Origin of the sequence: Parahoeflea alexandrii, assembly GCF_027214025.1 — a bacterium.
In the GTDB taxonomy this organism is placed as follows: domain Bacteria; phylum Pseudomonadota; class Alphaproteobacteria; order Rhizobiales; family Rhizobiaceae; genus Hoeflea; species Hoeflea alexandrii_A.
Genome location: NZ_JAPWHB010000005.1, coordinates 370,672 through 389,855 on the forward strand (window position 1 = coordinate 370,672; position 19,184 = coordinate 389,855).

Annotated in this window: 21 protein-coding genes; 7 read left to right on the top strand and 14 right to left on the bottom strand. The window is 61.8% G+C overall.

Annotated elements, in window-relative coordinates; all coding sequences use genetic code 11:
- Positions 1-64 precede the first annotated feature (64 nt).
- Positions 65-1,105: an alpha/beta hydrolase family protein gene (locus O4H62_RS18130; protein WP_269389980.1), complete on the bottom strand. Its 1,041-nt coding sequence runs from the start codon at positions 1,103-1,105 to the stop codon at positions 65-67.
- A gap of 351 nt (positions 1,106-1,456) precedes the next feature.
- Here O4H62_RS18130 and O4H62_RS26530 point away from each other — a divergent pair, with 351 nt between their 5' ends.
- The 3 genes from O4H62_RS26530 to O4H62_RS18145 all read left to right on the top strand — a co-directional run bounded on the left by O4H62_RS26530 (position 1,457) and on the right by O4H62_RS18145 (position 4,110).
- The gene (locus tag O4H62_RS26530) at positions 1,457-1,756 is read left to right on the top strand and encodes a hypothetical protein (protein WP_430538467.1); all 300 of its coding nucleotides are present in this window, start codon (positions 1,457-1,459) and stop codon (positions 1,754-1,756) included.
- Between the two features lie 246 nt (positions 1,757-2,002).
- Positions 2,003-3,502, top strand: a complete 1,500-nt coding sequence (gene guaB, locus O4H62_RS18140) for an IMP dehydrogenase (RefSeq protein WP_269389982.1) — start codon at positions 2,003-2,005, stop codon at positions 3,500-3,502.
- On the top strand, positions 3,502-4,110 hold the full coding sequence (locus O4H62_RS18145) for a hypothetical protein (protein WP_269389983.1): 609 nt from the start codon (positions 3,502-3,504) through the stop codon (positions 4,108-4,110). The genes guaB and O4H62_RS18145 overlap by 1 nt, the downstream gene beginning before the upstream one ends.
- 91 nt (positions 4,111-4,201) lie before the next feature.
- Here the strand turns inward: O4H62_RS18145 and O4H62_RS18150 are convergent, their stop codons facing one another.
- The gene (locus tag O4H62_RS18150; RefSeq protein WP_269389984.1) at positions 4,202-5,236 is read right to left on the bottom strand and encodes a hypothetical protein; all 1,035 of its coding nucleotides are present in this window, start codon (positions 5,234-5,236) and stop codon (positions 4,202-4,204) included.
- Between the two features lie 162 nt (positions 5,237-5,398).
- Here O4H62_RS18150 and O4H62_RS18155 point away from each other — a divergent pair, with 162 nt between their 5' ends.
- Complete coding sequence (locus O4H62_RS18155; protein ID WP_269389985.1) at positions 5,399-5,812, top strand: MAPEG family protein; 414 nt, start codon at positions 5,399-5,401, stop codon at positions 5,810-5,812.
- Positions 5,813-5,872: 60 nt separating this feature from the next.
- Here O4H62_RS18155 and O4H62_RS18160 read toward each other — a convergent pair whose 3' ends face one another.
- Positions 5,873-6,979, bottom strand: coding sequence for an endonuclease/exonuclease/phosphatase family protein (locus O4H62_RS18160; RefSeq protein WP_269389987.1), 1,107 nt, complete (start codon positions 6,977-6,979; stop codon positions 5,873-5,875).
- A 143-nt stretch (positions 6,980-7,122) separates the two neighbouring features.
- A complete protein-coding gene (locus O4H62_RS18165; RefSeq protein WP_269389989.1) occupies positions 7,123-8,082 on the bottom strand; it encodes a LysR substrate-binding domain-containing protein in 960 nt (319 codons plus the stop codon).
- 143 nt (positions 8,083-8,225) lie between these two features.
- Here O4H62_RS18165 and O4H62_RS18170 point away from each other — a divergent pair, with 143 nt between their 5' ends.
- Positions 8,226-8,507: a DUF1127 domain-containing protein gene (locus O4H62_RS18170; RefSeq protein ID WP_269389991.1), complete on the top strand. Its 282-nt coding sequence runs from the start codon at positions 8,226-8,228 to the stop codon at positions 8,505-8,507.
- Positions 8,508-8,612: 105 nt separating this feature from the next.
- Here the strand turns inward: O4H62_RS18170 and O4H62_RS18175 are convergent, their stop codons facing one another.
- The 6 genes from O4H62_RS18175 to O4H62_RS18200 form a co-directional block, all read right to left on the bottom strand.
- Positions 8,613-9,509, bottom strand: a complete 897-nt coding sequence (locus O4H62_RS18175) for a DUF937 domain-containing protein (RefSeq protein WP_269389993.1) — start codon at positions 9,507-9,509, stop codon at positions 8,613-8,615.
- 123 nt (positions 9,510-9,632) lie between these two features.
- Positions 9,633-11,006 (bottom strand): glutamate--cysteine ligase, encoded by a 1,374-nt coding sequence (locus O4H62_RS18180; RefSeq protein WP_269389995.1) that lies wholly within the window; start codon positions 11,004-11,006, stop codon positions 9,633-9,635.
- Positions 11,007-11,148: 142 nt separating this feature from the next.
- Positions 11,149-11,883 (bottom strand): 16S rRNA (uracil(1498)-N(3))-methyltransferase, encoded by a 735-nt coding sequence (locus O4H62_RS18185; protein WP_269389996.1) that lies wholly within the window; start codon positions 11,881-11,883, stop codon positions 11,149-11,151.
- A 31-nt stretch (positions 11,884-11,914) separates the two neighbouring features.
- On the bottom strand, positions 11,915-12,373 hold the full coding sequence (locus tag O4H62_RS18190) for a hypothetical protein (protein WP_269389997.1): 459 nt from the start codon (positions 12,371-12,373) through the stop codon (positions 11,915-11,917).
- Positions 12,374-12,554: 181 nt separating this feature from the next.
- Positions 12,555-13,196, bottom strand: coding sequence for a LysE family translocator (locus tag O4H62_RS18195; RefSeq protein ID WP_269389998.1), 642 nt, complete (start codon positions 13,194-13,196; stop codon positions 12,555-12,557).
- Between the two features lie 124 nt (positions 13,197-13,320).
- Complete coding sequence (locus O4H62_RS18200) at positions 13,321-14,067, bottom strand: hypothetical protein (protein ID WP_269389999.1); 747 nt, start codon at positions 14,065-14,067, stop codon at positions 13,321-13,323.
- An 87-nt stretch (positions 14,068-14,154) separates the two neighbouring features.
- On the opposite strand from O4H62_RS18200, the gene O4H62_RS18205 reads away from it, so the two are divergent.
- Both O4H62_RS18205 and O4H62_RS18210 read left to right on the top strand, forming a co-directional pair.
- On the top strand, positions 14,155-14,703 hold the full coding sequence (locus tag O4H62_RS18205; protein ID WP_269390001.1) for a MarR family winged helix-turn-helix transcriptional regulator: 549 nt from the start codon (positions 14,155-14,157) through the stop codon (positions 14,701-14,703).
- Entirely contained in the window at positions 14,703-15,401 is a 699-nt protein-coding gene (locus tag O4H62_RS18210; RefSeq protein ID WP_269390002.1) for an MOSC domain-containing protein, read from the top strand. The genes O4H62_RS18205 and O4H62_RS18210 overlap by 1 nt, the downstream gene beginning before the upstream one ends.
- A 9-nt stretch (positions 15,402-15,410) precedes the next feature.
- On the opposite strand, the gene O4H62_RS18215 is transcribed toward O4H62_RS18210, so the two are convergent.
- The 4 genes from O4H62_RS18215 to O4H62_RS18230 are packed head-to-tail and all read right to left on the bottom strand — an operon-like array spanning position 15,411 to position 19,144.
- On the bottom strand, positions 15,411-16,082 hold the full coding sequence (locus O4H62_RS18215) for a LutC/YkgG family protein (protein ID WP_269390003.1): 672 nt from the start codon (positions 16,080-16,082) through the stop codon (positions 15,411-15,413).
- On the bottom strand, positions 16,079-17,515 hold the full coding sequence (locus tag O4H62_RS18220; protein WP_269390005.1) for a LutB/LldF family L-lactate oxidation iron-sulfur protein: 1,437 nt from the start codon (positions 17,513-17,515) through the stop codon (positions 16,079-16,081). Before O4H62_RS18220 ends, O4H62_RS18215 begins: the two co-directional genes overlap by 4 nt.
- Before the next feature lie 19 nt (positions 17,516-17,534).
- Positions 17,535-18,320, bottom strand: a complete 786-nt coding sequence (locus O4H62_RS18225) for a (Fe-S)-binding protein (protein ID WP_269390007.1) — start codon at positions 18,318-18,320, stop codon at positions 17,535-17,537.
- Positions 18,317-19,144 (bottom strand): FadR/GntR family transcriptional regulator, encoded by an 828-nt coding sequence (locus tag O4H62_RS18230; protein ID WP_269390009.1) that lies wholly within the window; start codon positions 19,142-19,144, stop codon positions 18,317-18,319. Before O4H62_RS18230 ends, O4H62_RS18225 begins: the two co-directional genes overlap by 4 nt.
- Positions 19,145-19,184: the final 40 nt, after the last annotated feature.

Consider the following 19,184-nt stretch of genomic DNA (forward strand, 5'->3'; position numbering starts at 1 on the left):
CAACGGTCTGCGGGCTGGCGGAAGGCGATCGAACCGCTCACGCCTTTGAAGATGCGGCACATCTTCAAAACAGCTTCGCCAGCAGTTCGATATAGTCGTAGCCGCCGTTCCGGCCGCCCAGCTGGTGGGCCAGAAAGGTTTCCTGCAGGCGCGCCACCTGAACCCGGGTTTGCCAGCGGGAATAGCAGTGATCTTCGTGATTGAAGAAGGCCGTCTCGACATGATTTCCGGAGTTGCGAAGTGCACGCGCAAGGATATGCGCATGTTCTGCCGGCGCAACCGTATCGGCGTTGCCGTGCGTGATCAGAACCGCGCTCTCGATGCGCTGCGCCAGCTCAAGTTGCGCTGGGATAGCCGAGCTGATCTCTCCCTGGTCTGGCAGGCCGAGTTGCATGGGCCCGGTTGCCACAGCCTTTTGCGGCTTGAACGCGATCTGGCTATCCGGCGCGGACGGTGCTCGATCCATCCCTGTGGAATGCAGGATGGCGGCCTTGAACAACGAAGGTTCCAGCGCCATGCTCATGAGCGCGAGATAACCGCCCAGACCCGAACCAATCACCGCCAGCGCGGCCTTGTCGGCGATTTCCAGTTCGGTCAATCGCCTGGCCTCGTCGCGGATTGTTGCGGCGGTGCATCCGCCTGTGGTTTGGAACCCGGCTTGCGCGTCCGGGACACCACTGTTGTCTGCCAGCGCTCCGCAATCGATGGAGAGGACCGCATACCCGCGATTGGCCAGAAACCGAACCGTACGCTCGTGGTCCTGACTGGTGCCGCTTTTCGGCCGGCTGTCGACCATCACTACAGTCGGCAACGGTCCGGGATATGAACCGGTTTGCGGAAGGGTGAGGATCGCGCTCACCGCGCTTTCGGTTGCGGATGGGGCCTTCCATCCTATCTTCGTTCCCGGGTTCGATGCTGTTTCCTGCACGGCCCCATCGGCTCCGCTGCCGGAGTGGGCGGAAAACAGGTTATGAATGGCGATCAACGGCGGCAGCTGGGCAGCCTTCAAACCGGCATGCCTGGCCGGCTGATCCATGCTGACCAGCATGTACAGAAAGCAAAAGGACGCTGAAAAGGCAACGATCAGGACGAGCAGCTTCTTCAAAATGGAGCTCCCTTATTGCATTTCCTATGCCGCGTATTTGAAGTACAATTCAACCCTAAATTTATATGGCGAAACGCTAAATCAGCGCGTTCGCCCCGCAAGCTTTCTTCATTGCACCGATTGTTCACTGTGTTGGTACGGTTCATTACGGTTTGCCGCTGCCGGCGGCGCTTGCCGAAAGGGGCGGCTGCGCCAATTCCTCGCTGTGCATCCATTTTCGCTTCGGAGGAATAAGCCCTGTCAACTTCAACCAGCCTGTCTCGCAGAGCTCTGTTCAGGGCTGCCGGCTTTGGCGCCGGCGCGCTCGCGCCTCCGCAACTGATGGTGCGCGCAGCAAAAGCGGATGTGCCGATGGCGGCAGCCCAACCGGCAGCTTTCAAGCGCTTTTCTCTCGGAGACTTCGAGATTACCGTTCTGTCCGATGGCCATCGCGTCGTTCCCGGCCCGCAAGAGATCTTCGGCACCGACAAGACCGAGGAAGAGGCCGACAAGGCCAAAGCCGCTGCGCCCCGCAAGGCCGTCTTCGCCATGATCGCGGCCGACCGGCTGCTGTTCGTCGGCAACCACATGCCTTTCCCGTCCGCGGGTTTCATCGAGACAGCCGCCGAAGGCTATCGCTTCATTCCCGAGACCTATCAGTTCGAACTCTGAGACTTTGCGTCATCCCGGTGTGAGAGCCAGGACCAGGGCAGCGATGCCCGGGTTTTTGTTTGCTAACGGGTTTTGTCTCTCCGGCGTGCCGAAAGTGTGCGCCGCAGCGAAATTCGGTGAGCAAACGCTCTCCGGCTCTTTCATAAGCCCGGGAAGCATGGTACTTGCCGCTGCCAACGCGAGATACCCGAAACAGCACCGGGCAGCCCGGTTCGGGCGGCCCCGAACAGACGGAGCCGACAGGCGATGGCGACCATTATCCAATCCATTACCGGCGCAGAAGCGCTCACTTTTGATGACGTGCTGCTGCAGCCCGGGCATTCCGAGATCATGCCTGGTCAGGCCAATATCGCGACACGTATTGCCCGGGATTTCGAGCTCAACCTTCCGATCATCTCCTCGGCGATGGACACGGTCACCGAGGCACGGCTTGCGATCGCGATGGCGCAAGCCGGCGGCATTGGCGTCATTCACCGCAACCTGACGCCTGAAGAACAGGCCGAGCAGGTTCATCAGGTCAAGAAATTCGAAAGCGGCATGGTCGTCAATCCGGTGACCATCAGCCCGGAGGCGTCGCTGTCGGAAGCTTTGGCGTTGATGAAGGCGCATGGCATTTCCGGCATTCCGGTAGTTGAGCATCGCGGCGGCGGCAATGGGCCGGGTCACCTGGTCGGCATTCTGACCAACCGCGACGTGCGGTTTGCTTCCGACCCAAGTCAGAAGATCCGTGAGCTGATGACCCATGAGAACCTGATCACGGTCAAGGAAAGTGTCGAGCAGACCGAAGCCAAGCGGCTGCTGCACACGCATCGCATCGAAAAGCTGGTAGTGGTCGATGGTGAAGGGCGCTGTGTCGGCCTGATCACCGTCAAGGATATCGAGAAATCGCAGCTCAATCCGCACGCCTCCAAGGACGAGCAGGGACGGCTGCGTGCCGCTGCCGCCACTTCGGTCGGTGAAGACGGTTTCGAGCGCGCCGAGCGGCTGATTGCGGCCGGTGTCGACCTCCTGGTCATCGACACTGCGCATGGCCATTCGCAGCGGGTGCTCGATGCCGTGACCCGCGCCAAGAAGCTCTCCAATTCGGTGCGCATCATGGCCGGAAACGTGGCGACCGCGGAAGGGACGAAGGCTCTCATCGATGCCGGCGCCGACGCCGTCAAGGTCGGTATCGGACCCGGCTCGATCTGCACAACGCGCATTGTCGCCGGCGTCGGCGTACCGCAGCTCTCGGCCATCATGAGCGCCGTTGACGAGGCGCAGAAACACGGCATTCCGGTTATCGCCGATGGCGGCATCAAATATTCGGGCGATCTGGCCAAGGCGATCGCCGCCGGCGCGTCGGCGGTCATGATAGGCTCTCTGCTCGCAGGCACCGATGAAAGCCCGGGCGAGGTCTATCTGCACCAGGGCCGCTCGTTCAAGGCCTATCGCGGCATGGGCTCTGTCGGCGCCATGGCGCGCGGCTCCGCCGACCGCTACTTCCAGGCCGAGGTCCGCGACACGCTCAAGCTGGTGCCGGAAGGTATCGAGGGACAGGTTCCCTACAAGGGACCGGTATCGGGCGTGCTGCACCAGCTCGCCGGCGGCCTCAAGGCGGCCATGGGCTATGTCGGTGCCTCGGACCTGAAGAACTTCCACGACCGGGCGACCTTTGTCCGCATCTCCGGAGCAGGTCTGCGCGAAAGCCATACGCACGACGTCACCATCACCCGTGAAAGCCCCAACTACCCCGGCGCCATGTGATGAAACGGCTTTGGCCCGGCTGGCTGCTGTGCATGCTCACGGCCGGGCTGTTTGCCTATGTTGCCTTTGTCCATGTGCCCCCGATCAATGCTCTTCTGGGGGGCATGAGAATCCCGGACCAGATGCCTTTCGGCTATGGCCTGGAGGACGCGCGCGCAGTCTTTGAAGCTTTCCGGTCCGATCATGCCGCAGCGCAGCTTGCCGCAAGGACCAGTGCCTCTGAAGCCTATGTTTCGCTGCATGCCGGATTTGATCTCGTTTTCCCGCCACTGCTGACGGCTTGCCTGGCCTTTTGCGGCTTCGCGGCGCTTTTCCGGCCATCAGTCCCCGGCCACACTCCGCGGATGGCGGGTGTCGGCTTCGGTCTGGTTCTGGCCCTGGCGTTTACCTATCTGGCCTGTGATTTCATCGAGAACGCCGTCGCGGACGCGATGTTCGCTCCCAGGGCTTTCGCGCTCGAATTCAACGAAGGGTTCGTCTTCGTCCTGCGCGTCCTGACCACCGGAAAATACGTCACGGTCGGTTTGGCCTTCGCCATCATTGCCGCACTCTGGACGTGGCGGTTGACTGCCGGCAGGCGAGGTGGCCCGCCCATACCCGAAGCCTGAGTCGATTGCCGTCTTGGTGTTGATTTAAGAATGGGACTGGCAAAATGTTGGCCCGGCTGCCAGCGACTCTGCGGGGCACCGGAAAAGCCGCTCAGAGGTAGAGCGTCAGATTGCCCGGCCCGGCCGTCAACCAATCCTCGTCGTCCTGGTACAAGGTGGCCGCGCCTTGAGCCTTCTTATCCGGGCTGTCATCCGCTTCGTCCGCGCCAGCCGTTGCGTCTTCTGCCGCATCGGGTTTGCTGTCCGCGTCATCCGTGCCGGTGGTCAGTGCCGCGAGTTCGATCGCCACCTTGGCTTCGGTCAGTTCCGCCTCTTCCGCGTGCACGTCCTCGATATAATCCCGCGTTTCGTTCAGTGTGTCGAAGGCCTTGGCGAGTTCGAGGTCGTTCTTGTCCTCTTCCTTGGTTTCATCGTCCACCTCGTCATAAGGCTTGATGTCCTCGATGTCGTATCTGGTTTCCGCGACCGAACGCAGGCCCTTGACGGCATCATCGAGGCGCTGACGGACCTTGCTTCCCTCTTCACCGGCAAGCGCATCGGAAATGATCCTGTCCAGCTTGTCATTCTCCGCCCCGGTGGGATCGGCGAAGGCCTGCAGGATGTCTTTTGCGGTCATGCCCTTCAGGTCGAAGCCGATCATCTGCTCGAGATAGCGTGTTATAGTGCGATCCTTGGCCAGAACATCGAGGTTCATCGTCATCAGCATCTTGGTGGCGGTCGCCTGCATCGACTGCCTGCCCTCGCTGTAGCCCGAAAGCGTGTTTTTAAGGCTCGCGCGGACATCCGCATCCATTGCAGCTAGGCTGTCGGTCAGCTCCGAACTGGCGCGCGGAGTGCCCTCGGCCGTGGTTCCCGGGTTCTCAACGGCGTCGATCTGCTTTTCCATATACTGGGAGAGATAGCCGAAGAGCTGCGCTTGCACTTCGCTCGCACGCTGGTGATCGCCGAAATAGAAGTCGTTGAGCTTTTGTGTCGTCTGGGCGGAATAGGCAGGCGTAACCGCGACGTTTGGCGTGTGGCCGTTGGCCGAAGAATAGTCCTGCTGCGTGCGCTCCTGGAAACTGACGATCGACTGCATGATGGACAGGGCCGGGCTCAGCGTCGAAGTTGCTGTGGGCGGGATCATGACTTGCTTCCGAGAAATCCGTAAAATATCGCAGCAGGCTCGCATGGAAATGGTTAAGGAACCGCTAACGAGCCTCCGTTTCGGCCGATCGGTTCGCACTTGTGGTTGCGGATGAGGCCCTCTAGGTTGCGCGTCATCTTCAAGACAAGGGTTGCCTCACCGATGACCTCATCAACAGCGATTTTCTGGCCGGTGCTGGCCCAGGTGCTCCTGACCTATGTGGTCTATGCGATCATGTCGTCTCGCCGTATCGGTGCGGTCAAGGCGGGCACTGCCCGACCGTCCGATTTCAAGGTCCCCTCGATCGAGCCGGAGCCAAGTGCGACGGCCGCCCGCAATGTAACCAACCAGTTCGAACTGCCGGTGTTGTTTTTTGCCGCCTGCCTGTCGCTGTTCGTTACCGGCGGCGCCGGTATCGCGGCGGTCATCGTGGCCTGGGCCTTCGTTCTGGCCCGGGTGGCCCATGCCTGGGTCCACCTGACCAGCAACCGCATCAGGAACCGCCGCATGCTGTTCATCCTGGGGCTGCTCGTCAATTTCGTTCAGTGGCTGCTACTGGCAATTCACATCGCCTGAGGCTGCGCCGTACGGTGAGCTCAACCAGCTTTCACTGTGGCGGCAAAACCTGACCGGTATTCACATCTTGCGCGGGTCGCGTCCGGCGGCGATGGCGTCGAGATAGTGGCCCGAGAAATCCGTCTTGACCTCGCACCAGAGCAGATTGTGGTCGGACAGCTGGTGCTTGCGGTAGAAGTTGCGGAAGTACTCCATTGCCTTGTCCTTGGCACGTGGCTTGCCGTCCCTGCCATTCGAAACCTGTTCGATCCCGGCATTGGTGGCATAGTGTTCCGCGTCTTCGTCGCGATAGACACTCTTGAAGATGTTGAGAACGCCCGAAGCGCCGAGCTTTACCCTTCGCTCGGCAAGCTTGAAGACGATCTGGTCGTAGTGATGTTTGCCCGAGAGACTGGTGGCTGCGTCCCTGATTCCCTCGGTGGTCGTGAAGCCGGCGTCCAGGAGCGCCTGCATCGTCTTGTGTTCCGGACTGATGATGTTGAAGTCACCCAGCAGGATCATGTTGGCGTCGGTGCCGGAGCTTCGTTTCTCCGCCTTCTGCACGTTGGCCAGAAACACCGCGATCTTTTCGATTTCGCCCCGCCGCAGCTCCATTTCCGGCGAATTGTCCGCCGATTTCCCGTAGTAGATATGAACGGTGCAAAGCTTGAACCGAAACCATCCAGCCTGGAACGTGACCGCGAAGGGGGTGCGCGCGAATTGCAGCTTGCGGGTGGCGTTTTTCTGATCCGGGGCGACGATTTCCTGGCCCTCGGGCAGCACGATTTCCCCGGCTTCGCGCAGGAACCGGACCTTTGCCTTGCGGTAGACAAAGGCCAGGCGCTCGCGGTTGCCGCTGGCGTCGGTCAGGATGTAATCCCAGTCACCACCCAGATAGCGCTGCATCAACAGCTCGAACTTCTTCAGGTCGTGGTTGACTTCCTGGATCGCCACCAGATCGAAATGATCGATGATCTCTGCGATGTAGAGCAACGACTCCGTCGTGCGCTCATAGGCCCCGCCATCGGAAAAATGCATGATGTTCCAGGTTGCCAGCCGCAGCGAACCCTCGCCGACCCGGCTCTGGATGTCCTCATCCAGCTGCGTCTTCAGCGCCTTGAGACGTTCAGCCACAAAAGCCCGGTGCTCATCGGGCTTGATGTAGCGAATAGATGAAATGAACGACATGCCATTTCCTCTCTCGGCTTTCAGCCAAGCGAGTATAGCCGAGAATCACTGCAATGTAAGGATGCATCGATCTTTCGGGTATGGTGTCTCTGCATGAACCGTCATGCACTTGCGTTGGCCGCGGGCATGGCGGGGCTTCGCATTCACCAGGCCGGCATCGCTGCGATGTCCGGCCGCCCGCGGGAATCACGGCGCGACGAGGAGCCAGAACCGGCGGAAATCGGCTTCTCCTCGGCGCCCACCGGGGTGATGTTGTCGAGGCTGGCGGCGATATGGCCGCAGATGGCATTGACCAGCGCCGCCGGAGCGCCCGGCCGCTTCATCAGGCCGATCTGCGCCGGTTGAAGCGCGGGAAACCCGTCGGCAGGCGACAGGATGCGCATTCCCGGACGGACCGCGCATTCGGGCAGCAGCGAAACCGCAAGACCCGACAGCACAGCCGAAGCCACCACCGTTGCCGACCAGCTGGTAAACAGCACCTGGTAGTCGCGGCCGGCCGAATCCAGCGCCGTGCAGGCGATGTTGCGCCAGTTGCAGGACCGGCGTCCGACTGCCAGCGGCACCACCGCGTCCTCGTGCACGGTGTGGTTCATCGATGTCACCCAGTAGAGCGGCTCGGTGCGCACCACTTCCGATGTCCGTTCCCGTGGATTGTGCGTCACCAGCGCCACATCGAGTTCGCCGCGCGCCAGCCGGGCCGCAAGCTCGCTCGAAGGCTCGCACTCGATATAGAGTTCGACATTCGGGTTGGTCTTGGCGAAGCGGGCAATGATGGCCGGCATGTATCGGTCGGCATAGTCGTCCGGCGTGCCGATCCGGATCGAGCCTTCGAGCTGGTGATCGTCGAAGGCGGCGATGGTCTCATTGTTGAGCCGGATGATGCGGCGCGCGTAGCCGAGCATGCGTTCGCCGTCTTCGCTCAGCCGGTTGAGCCTGCCGTCGCGAATGAACAATGACTTGCCCACCCGTTCCTCCAGCCGGCGCATCTGCATCGAGACCGCGCTCTGGGTCTTGAACACTTTGTCCGCGGCGCGTGTGAAACTCCCGGTGTCGACGATCGCCACGAAGGTCTGCAGCTGATCGATATCAAGTGGCGCGGGCATCTCGGGCTCCTATCAATAGTTCTGATGATAAGGATTAGAAACATTCGCTGGTATGATCAATCGTTTTTTGAGAAACAGGATTTGCAAGTTCGGTTCGCGCCGGCCCGAAGATCAGTCGGCGAGTTTTATCAAGGATGAAGACAATGAACGTCCGCAGTTCTGCTGCCGTCCGGACGTCTGCCCGCTTTTTGAGCGTCGCTCCGGTTTTCCTGAATGCCATGCATTTCGCATCGAGCAACGTGAAAGCACTGGTACGCGCGCTTCGCAATCGACGCGTGGCCGGGAAGCTGGATCAGCTCTCTGATCATGAATTGTCGGATATCGGCCTGACCCGGGATGATCTCCAGTTTGGCAAATCCATGCCATTCAACGCAGATCCGACCGCTGAACTGGCGCGCCGTGCTCGCCGCAACAGCTACCGCTAGACGCATATTTCAAGGTCCCCTGCGGGACACTGCCCTGTGTTCCGCCTTTTCCCGGCCGTCGCCTGAACTATCCCGGTTCGCGCGGCCGGGTTTTTTATGCCCGATCTATCGCGACCGGTTCATGCCCTGAAGATACTGGTCGAAGATCGATTCGACATTCTTCTGGTATCCCTGCTGCACTTCCTTGCCGGCGTCGAACATCTGGCCGAAAAGGTCGTCGTATGGATTGCGTTTCCGGCCCGATGGCATCAGATCCGGATCGGGTTGCTGCTCCGGCTCCGGCGTCTCCCGTGTCTGGCCGCCGCCCATCGCGCCGCCCATGGCCCCGCCGAGCATGTCCTGGAAGATCTGTCCGAGCGGATTGTCGCCGAACGGGTTGCCGCCACTTTGCGGCGCCTGGCGCTGCGCCCCACCGCCAAACATGCCCTCGAGGATCTGTCCGAGCGGATTGTCCATTGGCGAGGCCTTGGGCACCGGTTTCGGCTGGCCGCCGCCCATGCCCTGGCGCATCATCTCGGAAATCAGGTCCCCGATCGGATTGGAACTGCCCGTGGCGTTGGCCTGTGTCTGGCCGGAAGCCTGTCCTGTCGCCTGCTTGAACAGGCCGCCCATTATAGTAGTGGCCAGGATCGGCAGCATCTGCTTGAAGATTTCTTGGCCGATGCCCGTTGCCGCTTCAGCCTGGGCAGCCACCGCGCGGCTGACCTCCTTCGAGCCGAACAGGTGGCCCAGAATTCCGTTGCCCTCCTGCATCGCCTGCGGGCTGAAGGCGTTCTGCATGTTCTCGAAATACTGGGCGTGATTGCCGCTGGCGAGCGCGGACAGGAAATTTGACATGTCCATTGGGTTGGAAGCGTTGCGCTTCAGGCCCGTGGAAAAGGCGGGCATCAGCGCGGCCATCGCCTGCTCCATTTGGCTTTGGTTCAAGCCGAACTGCCGGGCCATGGCCTGCATGGCGTCGCCGTTCTGGGCATTCATCATCATGTCGTAAAGCGGCATCATCGGACCAGGTCTCTCCTCCATCGCCCCGAAAGGCTTTGGCAAAGACTATACCGCCCGAAGCCCTGTGCCTAGGGCGGCATTCTTGTTCGTAGGAACCGGGTCGCTTATGCCATGTGGCCCGGTTCAGTAGGCGTAATCTTCGAAAACCGGGTCGACCGAACCGTTCCAGCGGCCGTTGTAGAGCGCCAGCATTTCCTCGGCCAGTGTGGTGCCGCGGGCGATGGATTCCTCAAGCGGAGCGAGGAAATGGCTCTCGTCATTGCCTTCGGAATTCAGCCGCGCCCGGTTAATCAGGCCGCGGCGGGAAATGCCCAGCACCTCGCGCCCGATGTCGCGCAGCGACTGGCCATTGATCCTGGCGTTCAGGCCGTCCCGCGGCGTCGTATCGCGCAGGGCGTTGACGTCCTCGAGGCTCCAGTTGCGGGCGAGTTCGAGCGCTTCACCGATCGCGCTTTCATCGTAAAGCAGGCCGACCCAGAACGCCGGCAGCGCGCAGATCGTCCTCCACGGTCCGCCATCAGCGCCGCGCATCTCGATGAAGCGCTTGAGCCGGGCATCGGGAAACAGCGTTCCCAGATGATTGGTCCAGTCGCCCATCGTCGGCATCGGCTGATCAAGTTCGCCCTTCAGCGCACCATTCATGAACTGGCGGAAGGTGACATGGGTGGCCTCGTGATAGCGCCCGTCGCGCAACACGAAATACATAGGCACATCAAGCGCCCATTCGACATAATCCATGAAACCGAAATCGTCCGAATAGACGAATGGCAATTGGCCGGAACGCTGGTTGTCGGTATCGCGCCAGATATCGCCGCGCCAGGACACCAGGCCATTGGGCTTGCCTTCGGTGAAGGGAGAGGCGGCAAACAGCGCCGTTGCCAGGGGCTGCAGCTTCATGCCGAGCTGCATCTTCCGCCGCATGTCGGCTTCGGAGGAGAAATCGAGGTTCACCTGGATCGTGCAGGTCCGGTACATCATGTCGAGTCCCTGGCTGCCGACCTTCGGCATGTAGCGGGTCATGATGTCGTATCGCGACTTCGGCATTTTCGGCGTCTCGGCCAGAGACCACGCCGGGCTGCCGCCCATGCCGAGAAACCTTATGCCGAGCGGTTCGGCAATTTCCTGCAACTGCGCCAGATGCGCATTCGATTCGCGGCAGGTCTGGTGGATGGTTTCGAGCGGCGCGCCGGAGAGTTCGAACTGTCCGCCCGGCTCCAGGCTGATGGCGCCGTGCCCGGTCGGCTCGACAAGGCCGATGATCTTGCCCGCGTCGATGATCGGTTCCCAGCCAAGCATCATCGCCATGCCTTCAAGCAGTGCCTTGATCGAGCGATCACCTTCATAGGGAACAGGCTCGTGGGAATCGGTGTAGAACACGAACTTCTCGTGCTCCGTGCCTATCCGCCACTTTTCCTGGGGTTTGCAGCCTGCAGCCATCCAGCCCGCCAGTTCGTCAACCGAGCTGATCGGGGTGTCGTCGGTGGTGTCGCGTGCCATATCCGGCCCTTTATCGTCATATCAATTGCGTGATCGGCAACCACGTATCCGACGCTGATTGGACCGGAAACGGTCTGTCTTGCAAGCGAAAATCCCTGATCGGTGCATCAAAGAAGATTGATCCGGACATCCCGGAAAATTCCTACCAGTCGCCGATGGTCATTTGAACCGCGGTCAGAGCAGCAACTGCGGCGGTGTCGGCGCGCAGGATCCTCGGTCCGAGCGGTATCGGCGTGACGAAGGGCAGGGCGGTCAGCATCTCCCGTTCCCGCTCGGAAAATCCACCTTCGGGGCCGACCAGCAGCGCGAGATCGCGCTCCGTGATGGCGGACAGGATCCCGGCCGGGTTGTTGCCCGCCTGGCTTTCATTGCAGAAGATGATCCGGCGCGCCGGATCCCAGCCGGACAGCAGGGTCTCGAGCCTGACGGCTTCCCCCAGCTCCGGGATGGCGAGATTGCCGCATTGTTCCGCAGCCTCGAGAATGTTGGCTTCGAGCCGCCCCTCGTTGACCTTGTGCAACTGGGTGTGATCGGTGAACACCGGCGTAATCCTGCGCACGCCCATTTCCGTGGCCTTCTGCACGAGATACTCAAGCCTGCCAACCTTGAGCGGCGCGAACAGGAAGTCCAGCCGCGATTGCGGAGCCTGTTCGCGGGTTTGCGCGCCGATTTCCAGGTTCGCGGATTTCCTGCTTTCCGGCCGCAGCGTTGCGCCAAACTCGCCGTCGCGACCGTTGAAGACCATTACCTGCGCCCCATCCTGCAACCGCAGAACTGTCAGCAGGTAATGGGCCTGTTCCTTGCCAAGCGGTAAACTCGCGCCCGGGGCAAGCGGCAGATCCAGAAACAGGCGTTGAAGTTTGTAATTTGCACGCATTCCCGTCTTCTTGCCCAAGCCGTTGTGAAGATCAAGTGGCGGGCTTCCAGGCGCGGGAATGGAAGGCCGGAAGATAGCCTTGCCGAAGTGCGGCCACGGTCGAAGGTGGTGTAGCGAGATATATCGGGGCCGGGGTGAGCGTTTCGAAACTGACCGGCGTACCGTAGCCCTCGAAGGACCAGGGCAGCAGCTTTCCCCCGCGCACCGAGTGGAATTTGTCGCCTTGCCGGATCATGGCCCCATCGGGAAGTGCGGCGGCGGCGCTCGGGGTGAGCAGACGGGCGGGATCATCGGCGCTGCGCCGGCGCTCTGCATCGAGCATCTTGTCCATTACCGGTGCTATTGGAGGTTCGGTGCCCTGTGATCTGCCGATTGCTTCTGCAAACCGGAGCGCATCTTTCCGCCGACACTCGAAGCAGGGCCTGTGTCCTGCGGCGAGCGCGGTCACTTCGTCCAGGAAGAACAGCTCGGTGTAGCGTCCGGGTTGCATCAGCGCCCTCCGCCGGCCCTTGAATTCCAAGAGGCAGACAATCCAGGACCTGCTTTTCTGGGTTCGCACAATGCGCTGGTCTGCAGAGTGGAGCGCGCCGCCGCGATTGCCGAAGAACTCTCCGCGCGCGGAGGAAAAACAGATGGCTCCGCCCGGATCGACCCTGTTCTGCAGGCCCATTTCAGCTCGCGCGCCGTGTCAATGCGGCGGCAACGCCGGCCATCATCAACAGCGATCCGCCGGTGCGCATCGCAACCTTCATCACCGCCGGACGGCGGATCGTCTGCCGGGCGCCTGCCGCGGCAAGCGCAAACATGGCCGCGTTGAGAATGCCCAGCGCGGTGAAGGTCAGAACATAGGTGGCCGCCTGCGGCACATAGGGCAGGGCGGGGTCGATGAATTGCGGCACGAAGGCCACGAAGAACAGGATGCCTTTCGGGTTGAGCGCGGTGATCAGGAAGGAATCGCGGAAGATGGTTGCCGTCTCGCCCGACGCTTCCGGCACTGTGGCTTCGGACATGTCGGGAATCGTGACCGGGGTCCGCCACATCTTGTAACCGACCCAGACGAGATACACCGCGCCGATCAGTTTCAGCGCCTGAAACAGCGAGGCCGACGCCGCCAGCAGCGCGCCTGCGCCGGCAATCGACAGCGACGTCGCCAGCAGGTCGCCGAGGCCGACGCCCAGTACGCTGGCTAACGCCACCTTGCGGCCATGCGCCAGCGCCTGGCTGATCACCATGATGATGGTCGGACCGGGAATGACCAGCAGGATGACGCTGGCCAGAATGAAAGCGGCAAAATGTTCGAGTGATACTGGCATGGCTGCTTGCTCCGAAGTGGAAAATTCGGAGCAAGCAGGAAATTTTCGCGAGCGTCAATATCCCTGGACCCGCACCTGTTTGCTGCAGGCACCCTGGTGCGGGTCCGGGCAGGGTCTGAGAAGCCTATTCGACGCCGCCAGGCAGACTGAGGTCTCCCGAAGCGATGTCAAACAGATCCGTCACACAAAGCAGCGGTGCGTGCACGTCGGCATTGACCTTCAGCGCCGCAGTTACGCCGTCAAACGACGCCCCGGCAACTGCGCCGGGATCCGCCAGCTCGACCGTGATGGCTATTTCCGGACCATCAAACACCGGATTGAAGCCGGGACTGTCGATGAAAAGGGGTAGCCCCGGCCACGTCGCTGGCAGCTCCGGCGCCTCATTCTCTCCGATGTCGCGAACCGACAATGCCCCCGCTCCGCAAGCCGCGTTTGGGGTCAGAACCACCCAATGGCTGTGCCAACCGGCGCCGTCGTTTGCCATGTCGCCGTCGCCGTTCTCGTCATAAAGCGGTGTGTCGTCGAAATCCGGATGGCTGGTGGCAGCAAGCGCCAGAATGCCTGTCCCGCCTTCAAAACCCACTTTGGAGGGATCGAGCGAAGTCGGCCAGACATAGGACCAGACCGGCGCGCCGGCAAGCGCACCGACTGCCGAGGGCTTGTCCGCCCCGGCTGTCCCTGCCGTTGTCATGTGAAACGTAACCGAACTGCCGGACCTGTGAACATGGGCTGCAAGAATGTCGAACGGTGCCGCTGTGCTGGTATCGGCTTTCGACTGGATCGCACCGTTCTGGCTGATTGCGTGGGTATCGTCGGCATGTGCCGCGCTGGTGAGCAGTCCGCTCAGGGCAAAGATGAGAAGTGATTTCATGGGGGTCTCCTTTCAGATTGACAAACCTCCATTAGTAGCGAGTCGAAACTATTGCAAGATTTATTTCGAGTCGCTATTATTGTCGTCATGATTACCCATCATCACAATCAGATCCGTGCCTTGATCGAGCGGCTTGCCCGGCTTTCCGAATCGGAAGACTGGGCTGGAGAGCTCAACCCCGCGCAGATGGCGGCGCTGAGCTACCTCTCCAATGCCAATCGGTTTTCGCGCGCGCCCTCGCATGTTGCCGCCTTTTCCGGTTCCACCCGAGGCACTGTGTCGCAGACTTTGCGGGCGCTCGAGCGTAAGGGGTTGGTGACCGAAGCGCGTTCGCAAAACGACCGCCGCAGCATCTCCTATTCAGTCACAGCCGAAGGGCGCGACCTGGCCATGAGCGGAAAAGCGCTCGACAAAGCGATCGCCAGCCTGCCCCCCGACAGGGTGCAGGCGCTGGAGCAGGGACTGGGCGATGTTCTGCGTACCTTGCTTGCCGTGCAGGGCGGCAGGTCCTTCGGCCTGTGCCGCCTGTGCCGCCATCATGAACGCCGCGGGTCCGCCGGCTACTGCCACCTGCTCAAGGTCGATCTCGAGCCGGCGGAGACGGACCAGATCTGCCACGAACAGGAGCCCGCGTGATGCCCGTGCAACCCGAACTTCGAGCCACAGTAACCGGGCTTTTTGTCGGCCAGGTCCGCCAGCTCTGGCCAGGCAAGCCCGCCTCGGCAATAGGCAAGCTGCTGACAGAGGCTCCACAGGCTCTCATGGAAACCGGTTTTACAGATGACCAGCAGGCCGATCTTGCGGTTCACGGCGGCGTCGAGAAGGCGGTTCATCACTATGCCGCGGAGCACTACGAAACATGGCGGTCGGAACTGGGCCCCTCTGTCGATGGCTTCGGGCCCGGCCGGTTTGGCGAGAACATCTCGACAACCGGGATGACGGAGAGTGATCTGTGTATCGGCGACAGACTCAAACTCGGATCAGCGGTCGTGGAAATATCCCAGGGGCGCCAGCCTTGCTGGAAGCTCAATGCCCATACGGGTTTGAAGACCATGGCCGCCCTGTTTCAGCAGACCTTGCGAACCGGCTGGTATTACCGCGTGATTGAGCCTGGTACCGTGCGGATCGGTGACGAGATCCTGCGTCTGGAGTGCCCCAATCCGGGCTGGACCGTTGAACGCGTCACACGCGCCCGGCTCGATCCCGGACTCGCCCCGGAAACGGCTTCAGTTCTGGCTCGATTGCCGCGGCTTGCACCAGGTTGGGCGGAAGCTTTCAGCCGCAAGTCTCATCGGGGTTTTCGCGAAAACGTCGCCGCCCGGCTTGAAGGCTAGCGGGCCTGCCTACTCGACCACGATGACATGCAGCGCCCGTGGCCCGTGCGCGCCGAGCAGGATGGTCTGTTCGATGTCGCCGGAACGCGATGGACCGGTGATCAGGTTGAAGGCTCTCGGCATTTCGCCCTTGCCCTGCGCCTTGCGCAGCATCGCCCAGACGCTTTCCATGTCGCCCTTTATGTCGCTGGCCTTGAGCACCACGATATGGTGCTCGGGCAGGAAATTGATGGTGGTCGGGTTGTCCTGACCCGAAGCCAGCGCCAGCGTTCCCGTTTCGGCAATCCCGGCCATGGCGTGGCTGACGCCGCTCAGATCGCCGCCATCGGAGGCGCCGTGACGCACTTCGAGATTTTTCTCGGCTTCCCAGCCGGCCTTTTTCAGCCGCTTGTCGGCGCCCATCCGGATTTCGGCCGGCAGGTTGCGTGACCTCAGATAGGTGGCGACTTCCGCCGGAACCGCCTTGTAGTCGCTGACCCGTGCCAGGGTCGCGCCGAATTGCTCGGCCATGGCACAAAACAGGTCGACCTGTCCGGCCTTTGGCAATTTCGCCCGGGCGGGAATGACGCCTGTGGGTGTGCTTTCCAGCCGGTCGGCGACCGTCTTGCGGCGCACGTCGTCGGAAGCAGGCACCCGCATGGACGCCCGGATCTTGCCCAGCACCGTGTCGCGCGCGCTCATTGTCCGGCCTCCTGCTTCAACGCTTCGCGCTGTGCCCAGGCTTGCAGGAAGGTGCGGCCCTCCGGCGCCGGCAGGTCGCGATGTCGGGTCCATCCACCGGCAAACGGCAGCGAGCGGAAGCGCCGCGAGGTGCCGCCGAACAGCGACAGCAGCGGCATGCCGAAGGAGGCGGCGAGCCGGTAGAGCTTCGGCCGCTTGGCGAAGAAGGCCCAGGCCTTCAGGCCATAGCGCGCAACCGCGGGCGTCAGATTGCGCTCGAATTCGCGCTCGCGCCAGTGCCGCATCATCTTCGGCAGGGGGATGCGCATCGGACAGACGCTTTCGCAGCGTCCGCAGAAGGTCGAGGCATTGGGCAGTTGCCCGGTTTCGTCGATGCCGTTGAGCGAGGGCGTCAAAACCGCGCCCATCGGGCCGGGATAGACCGATCCGTAGGCATGGCCGCCGACCGCGTGATAGACCGGGCAATGGTTCATGCAGGCGCCGCAGCGGATGCAGCGCAGCATGTCCTGGTACTCGGTGCCGAGCATCGCCGAACGGCCATTGTCCAGAAGCACGACGTGATATTCGTCCGGCCCATCCGGGTCTTCCTGGCGCTTCGGCCCGGTGGAAAACGTGGTGTAGACGCTCATGTCCTGCCCGGTGGCCGAGCGTGCCAGCACGCGCAGGATCTGCGACGTGTCCTCCAGTGTCGGCACGATCTTCTCGATCGAGGCGACGACGACATGCACCTTGCCCAGTGTCTGGGTCAGATCGCCATTGCCCTCATTGGTGACGATCACCGAGGTGCCGGTCTCGGCAATCAGGAAGTTGGCGCCGGTGATGCCGACGTCGGCCGCGAAATAGCGCTGGCGCAGCACTTCGCGCGCCTCGCTCAGCAAGGAGACCGGTTCGCTAAGATCCCGGCCCGCCGGCAGATGCGTGTGCACCCGCCGGAAATCACCTTCGACCTGCTCCTTGTTGAGGTGTACCGCCGGCGCGATGATGTGGCTCGGATGTTCGCCGCGTAGCTGGATGATGTATTCGCCGAGGTCGGTTTCCACCGGTTCGATGCCGTTGGCCGAAAGGTGATCGTTGAGCGCGATCTCCTCGGTGATCATCGACTTGCCCTTGGTCACGGTGCGGGCATTGGCCTTTTTGCAGATCTCGAGCACGATGCGGCGGGCGTCTTCCGCCGTCTCGGCCCAGTGGACATGGCCGCCGGCCGCAAGCACCTTGCGCTCGTACTCCTCGAGATAGAGGTCGAGATGCGCCAGCACGTGGTTCTTGATATCACGGGCATTGTCGCGAAGCGCATCGAATTCCGGCAGGGCGTCGGCGGCCATTTGGCGCTTGCCGATAAAGCCCTTCTCCACGTTGCCGAGCGCCTTCTGCAATTGCGCGTCGACCAGCGCCCTTGAGGCGTTTGCCTTGAACTTGTTGGCGGTGAGTTCCATCGGCTGTCTCCTGTTCCGCCTACTTGCCGGAGCCGGCGATCGGCGGCTGGCTGGTCATGCCCGCCAGCACCTCGGCGACGTGGCGCACCTCGACGTCCGATCCCTGGCGCTTGAGCTTGCCGGCCATGTTCATCAGGCAGCCGAGATCACCGGCCAGCAGCATGTCGGCGCCGGATGTATCGATGTTGCCGACCTTTTTGGTGACGATGGCGTTGGAGATGTCGGAATACTTCACGCAGAAGGTGCCGCCGAAGCCGCAGCAGACATCTGAATCCGTCATTTCGCGAACCTCGACGCCGCGGACATTGCCCAAGAGCTTGCGCGGTTGCTCTTTGACACCGAGCTCACGCAGCCCCGAGCAGGAATCGTGATAGGTGATCTTTGTTTCAAGCGCCGCCCCGGTATCGCGCACCATCATCACGTCTGTAAGAAACGATATCAGTTCATGGCACTTGCCGGAAAAGGCCGTGGCTCGCTCTTCCCAGGCGGCATCGCCTGCAAACAGTCCGGGATAGTGCTTTTTCAGCATCGAGGCGCAGGATCCCGACGGCGCGACGATGAAATCGAAACCCTCGAAGGCCTCGATCACCTGTTCGGCGATCTCGCGCGTGTCCGCCCTGTCGCCGGTGTTGTAGGCGGGTTGGCCGCAGCAGGTCTGCGCCACCGGCACATGCACTTCGCAGCCGGCATCCTGCAGCAGCTTGACGCTGGCAAAGCCGACGGATGGCCGGAACAGATCGACCAGGCAGGTCGCAAAAAGGCCCACACGCGGCTGCCGCACAGCCTTAGCTTCGCTTGACGTCACTCTGCCGCCTCCGATTGTTTTTGCTTTGATGGTTTGCTTGGACTCGAAAGATTCGGGGCACGCTGCTGCAGGCGCAGTTTCGACACGCGCTCCCAGTCGCCCGAGCGCTCGGCATCTTTCATCGCCCTCGAAACGAAATCGATATGGGCCTGGGCCGCGCGCCGCGCCGCGTCCGGATTTGCCGCCATGACCGCGTCGTAGATGGCGATATGTTGAGCCAGCAACTGGTCGCGCGCGCCCGGCAGGTTGTAGACCAGCGCGCGATTGTAGAACACGCCCTCGGCCAGCAGTCGGTAACAGGACCTGAGCGTATGCAGCAGGATGATATTGTGCGCGCACTCGCCGATTGCGCTGTGAAATTCGACATCGATCTCTGCTTCTTCCTCGAAGTCGTCTTTCTGGTGAGCGGCTTTCATCGACGTGATGATGCGGGTCAGGAGCGCCTTGTCGGCTTCCGTGGCGCGCCGAGCGGCGAACTCGGCGGTGACGCCTTCGATCTCGCGGCGGTATTCAAGATAATCCAGCGTCGCCTTCTGATGCCGCGCTATCAGCTCCATAACCGGCCGGGTGAAAACCTGGCCGATGACGTCGGCGACAAACGTGCCGCCGCCATGCTGGGTGTTGAGCAGGCCCCGTCCTTCGAGAACCTTGAGCGCTTCCCGCAGGATCGGCCGCGAGACATCGAATTGCTTGGCGAGCTCCCGCTCGCCGGGAAGCCGGTCGCCAACGCGCAAGATGCCCTCGAGCACGAGAACCTCGATCTGATGAACCACTTCATCAGCTGTCCGGCTGTGCTCGATCCGTGCAAAAATGTCTGTGGCCATTACGTTTCCCGCTGAGTGCTCGGCGGGAGCGTATCAAGTG

Excerpts from the sequence above, each read along its gene's own strand:
- O4H62_RS26530 (WP_430538467.1), top strand. The coding sequence starts at position 1,457 with ATGGCGGCAGCCCAACCGGCAGCTTTCAAGCGCTTTTCTCTCGGAGAC.
- guaB (WP_269389982.1), top strand. The coding sequence starts at position 2,003 with ATGGCGACCATTATCCAATCCATTACCGGCGCAGAAGCGCTCACTTTT.
- O4H62_RS18145 (WP_269389983.1), top strand. The coding sequence starts at position 3,502 with ATGAAACGGCTTTGGCCCGGCTGGCTGCTGTGCATGCTCACGGCCGGG.
- O4H62_RS18150 (WP_269389984.1), bottom strand. The coding sequence starts at position 5,236 with ATGATCCCGCCCACAGCAACTTCGACGCTGAGCCCGGCCCTGTCCATC.
- O4H62_RS18155 (WP_269389985.1), top strand. The coding sequence starts at position 5,399 with ATGACCTCATCAACAGCGATTTTCTGGCCGGTGCTGGCCCAGGTGCTC.
- O4H62_RS18160 (WP_269389987.1), bottom strand. The coding sequence starts at position 6,979 with ATGTCGTTCATTTCATCTATTCGCTACATCAAGCCCGATGAGCACCGG.
- O4H62_RS18165 (WP_269389989.1), bottom strand. The coding sequence starts at position 8,082 with ATGCCCGCGCCACTTGATATCGATCAGCTGCAGACCTTCGTGGCGATC.
- O4H62_RS18170 (WP_269389991.1), top strand. The coding sequence starts at position 8,226 with ATGAACGTCCGCAGTTCTGCTGCCGTCCGGACGTCTGCCCGCTTTTTG.
- O4H62_RS18175 (WP_269389993.1), bottom strand. The coding sequence starts at position 9,509 with ATGATGCCGCTTTACGACATGATGATGAATGCCCAGAACGGCGACGCC.
- O4H62_RS18180 (WP_269389995.1), bottom strand. The coding sequence starts at position 11,006 with ATGGCACGCGACACCACCGACGACACCCCGATCAGCTCGGTTGACGAA.
- O4H62_RS18185 (WP_269389996.1), bottom strand. The coding sequence starts at position 11,883 with ATGCGTGCAAATTACAAACTTCAACGCCTGTTTCTGGATCTGCCGCTT.
- O4H62_RS18190 (WP_269389997.1), bottom strand. The coding sequence starts at position 12,373 with ATGCAACCCGGACGCTACACCGAGCTGTTCTTCCTGGACGAAGTGACC.
- O4H62_RS18195 (WP_269389998.1), bottom strand. The coding sequence starts at position 13,196 with ATGCCAGTATCACTCGAACATTTTGCCGCTTTCATTCTGGCCAGCGTC.
- O4H62_RS18200 (WP_269389999.1), bottom strand. The coding sequence starts at position 14,067 with ATGAAATCACTTCTCATCTTTGCCCTGAGCGGACTGCTCACCAGCGCG.
- O4H62_RS18205 (WP_269390001.1), top strand. The coding sequence starts at position 14,155 with ATGATTACCCATCATCACAATCAGATCCGTGCCTTGATCGAGCGGCTT.
- O4H62_RS18210 (WP_269390002.1), top strand. The coding sequence starts at position 14,703 with ATGCCCGTGCAACCCGAACTTCGAGCCACAGTAACCGGGCTTTTTGTC.
- O4H62_RS18215 (WP_269390003.1), bottom strand. The coding sequence starts at position 16,082 with ATGAGCGCGCGCGACACGGTGCTGGGCAAGATCCGGGCGTCCATGCGG.
- O4H62_RS18220 (WP_269390005.1), bottom strand. The coding sequence starts at position 17,515 with ATGGAACTCACCGCCAACAAGTTCAAGGCAAACGCCTCAAGGGCGCTG.
- O4H62_RS18230 (WP_269390009.1), bottom strand. The coding sequence starts at position 19,144 with ATGGCCACAGACATTTTTGCACGGATCGAGCACAGCCGGACAGCTGAT.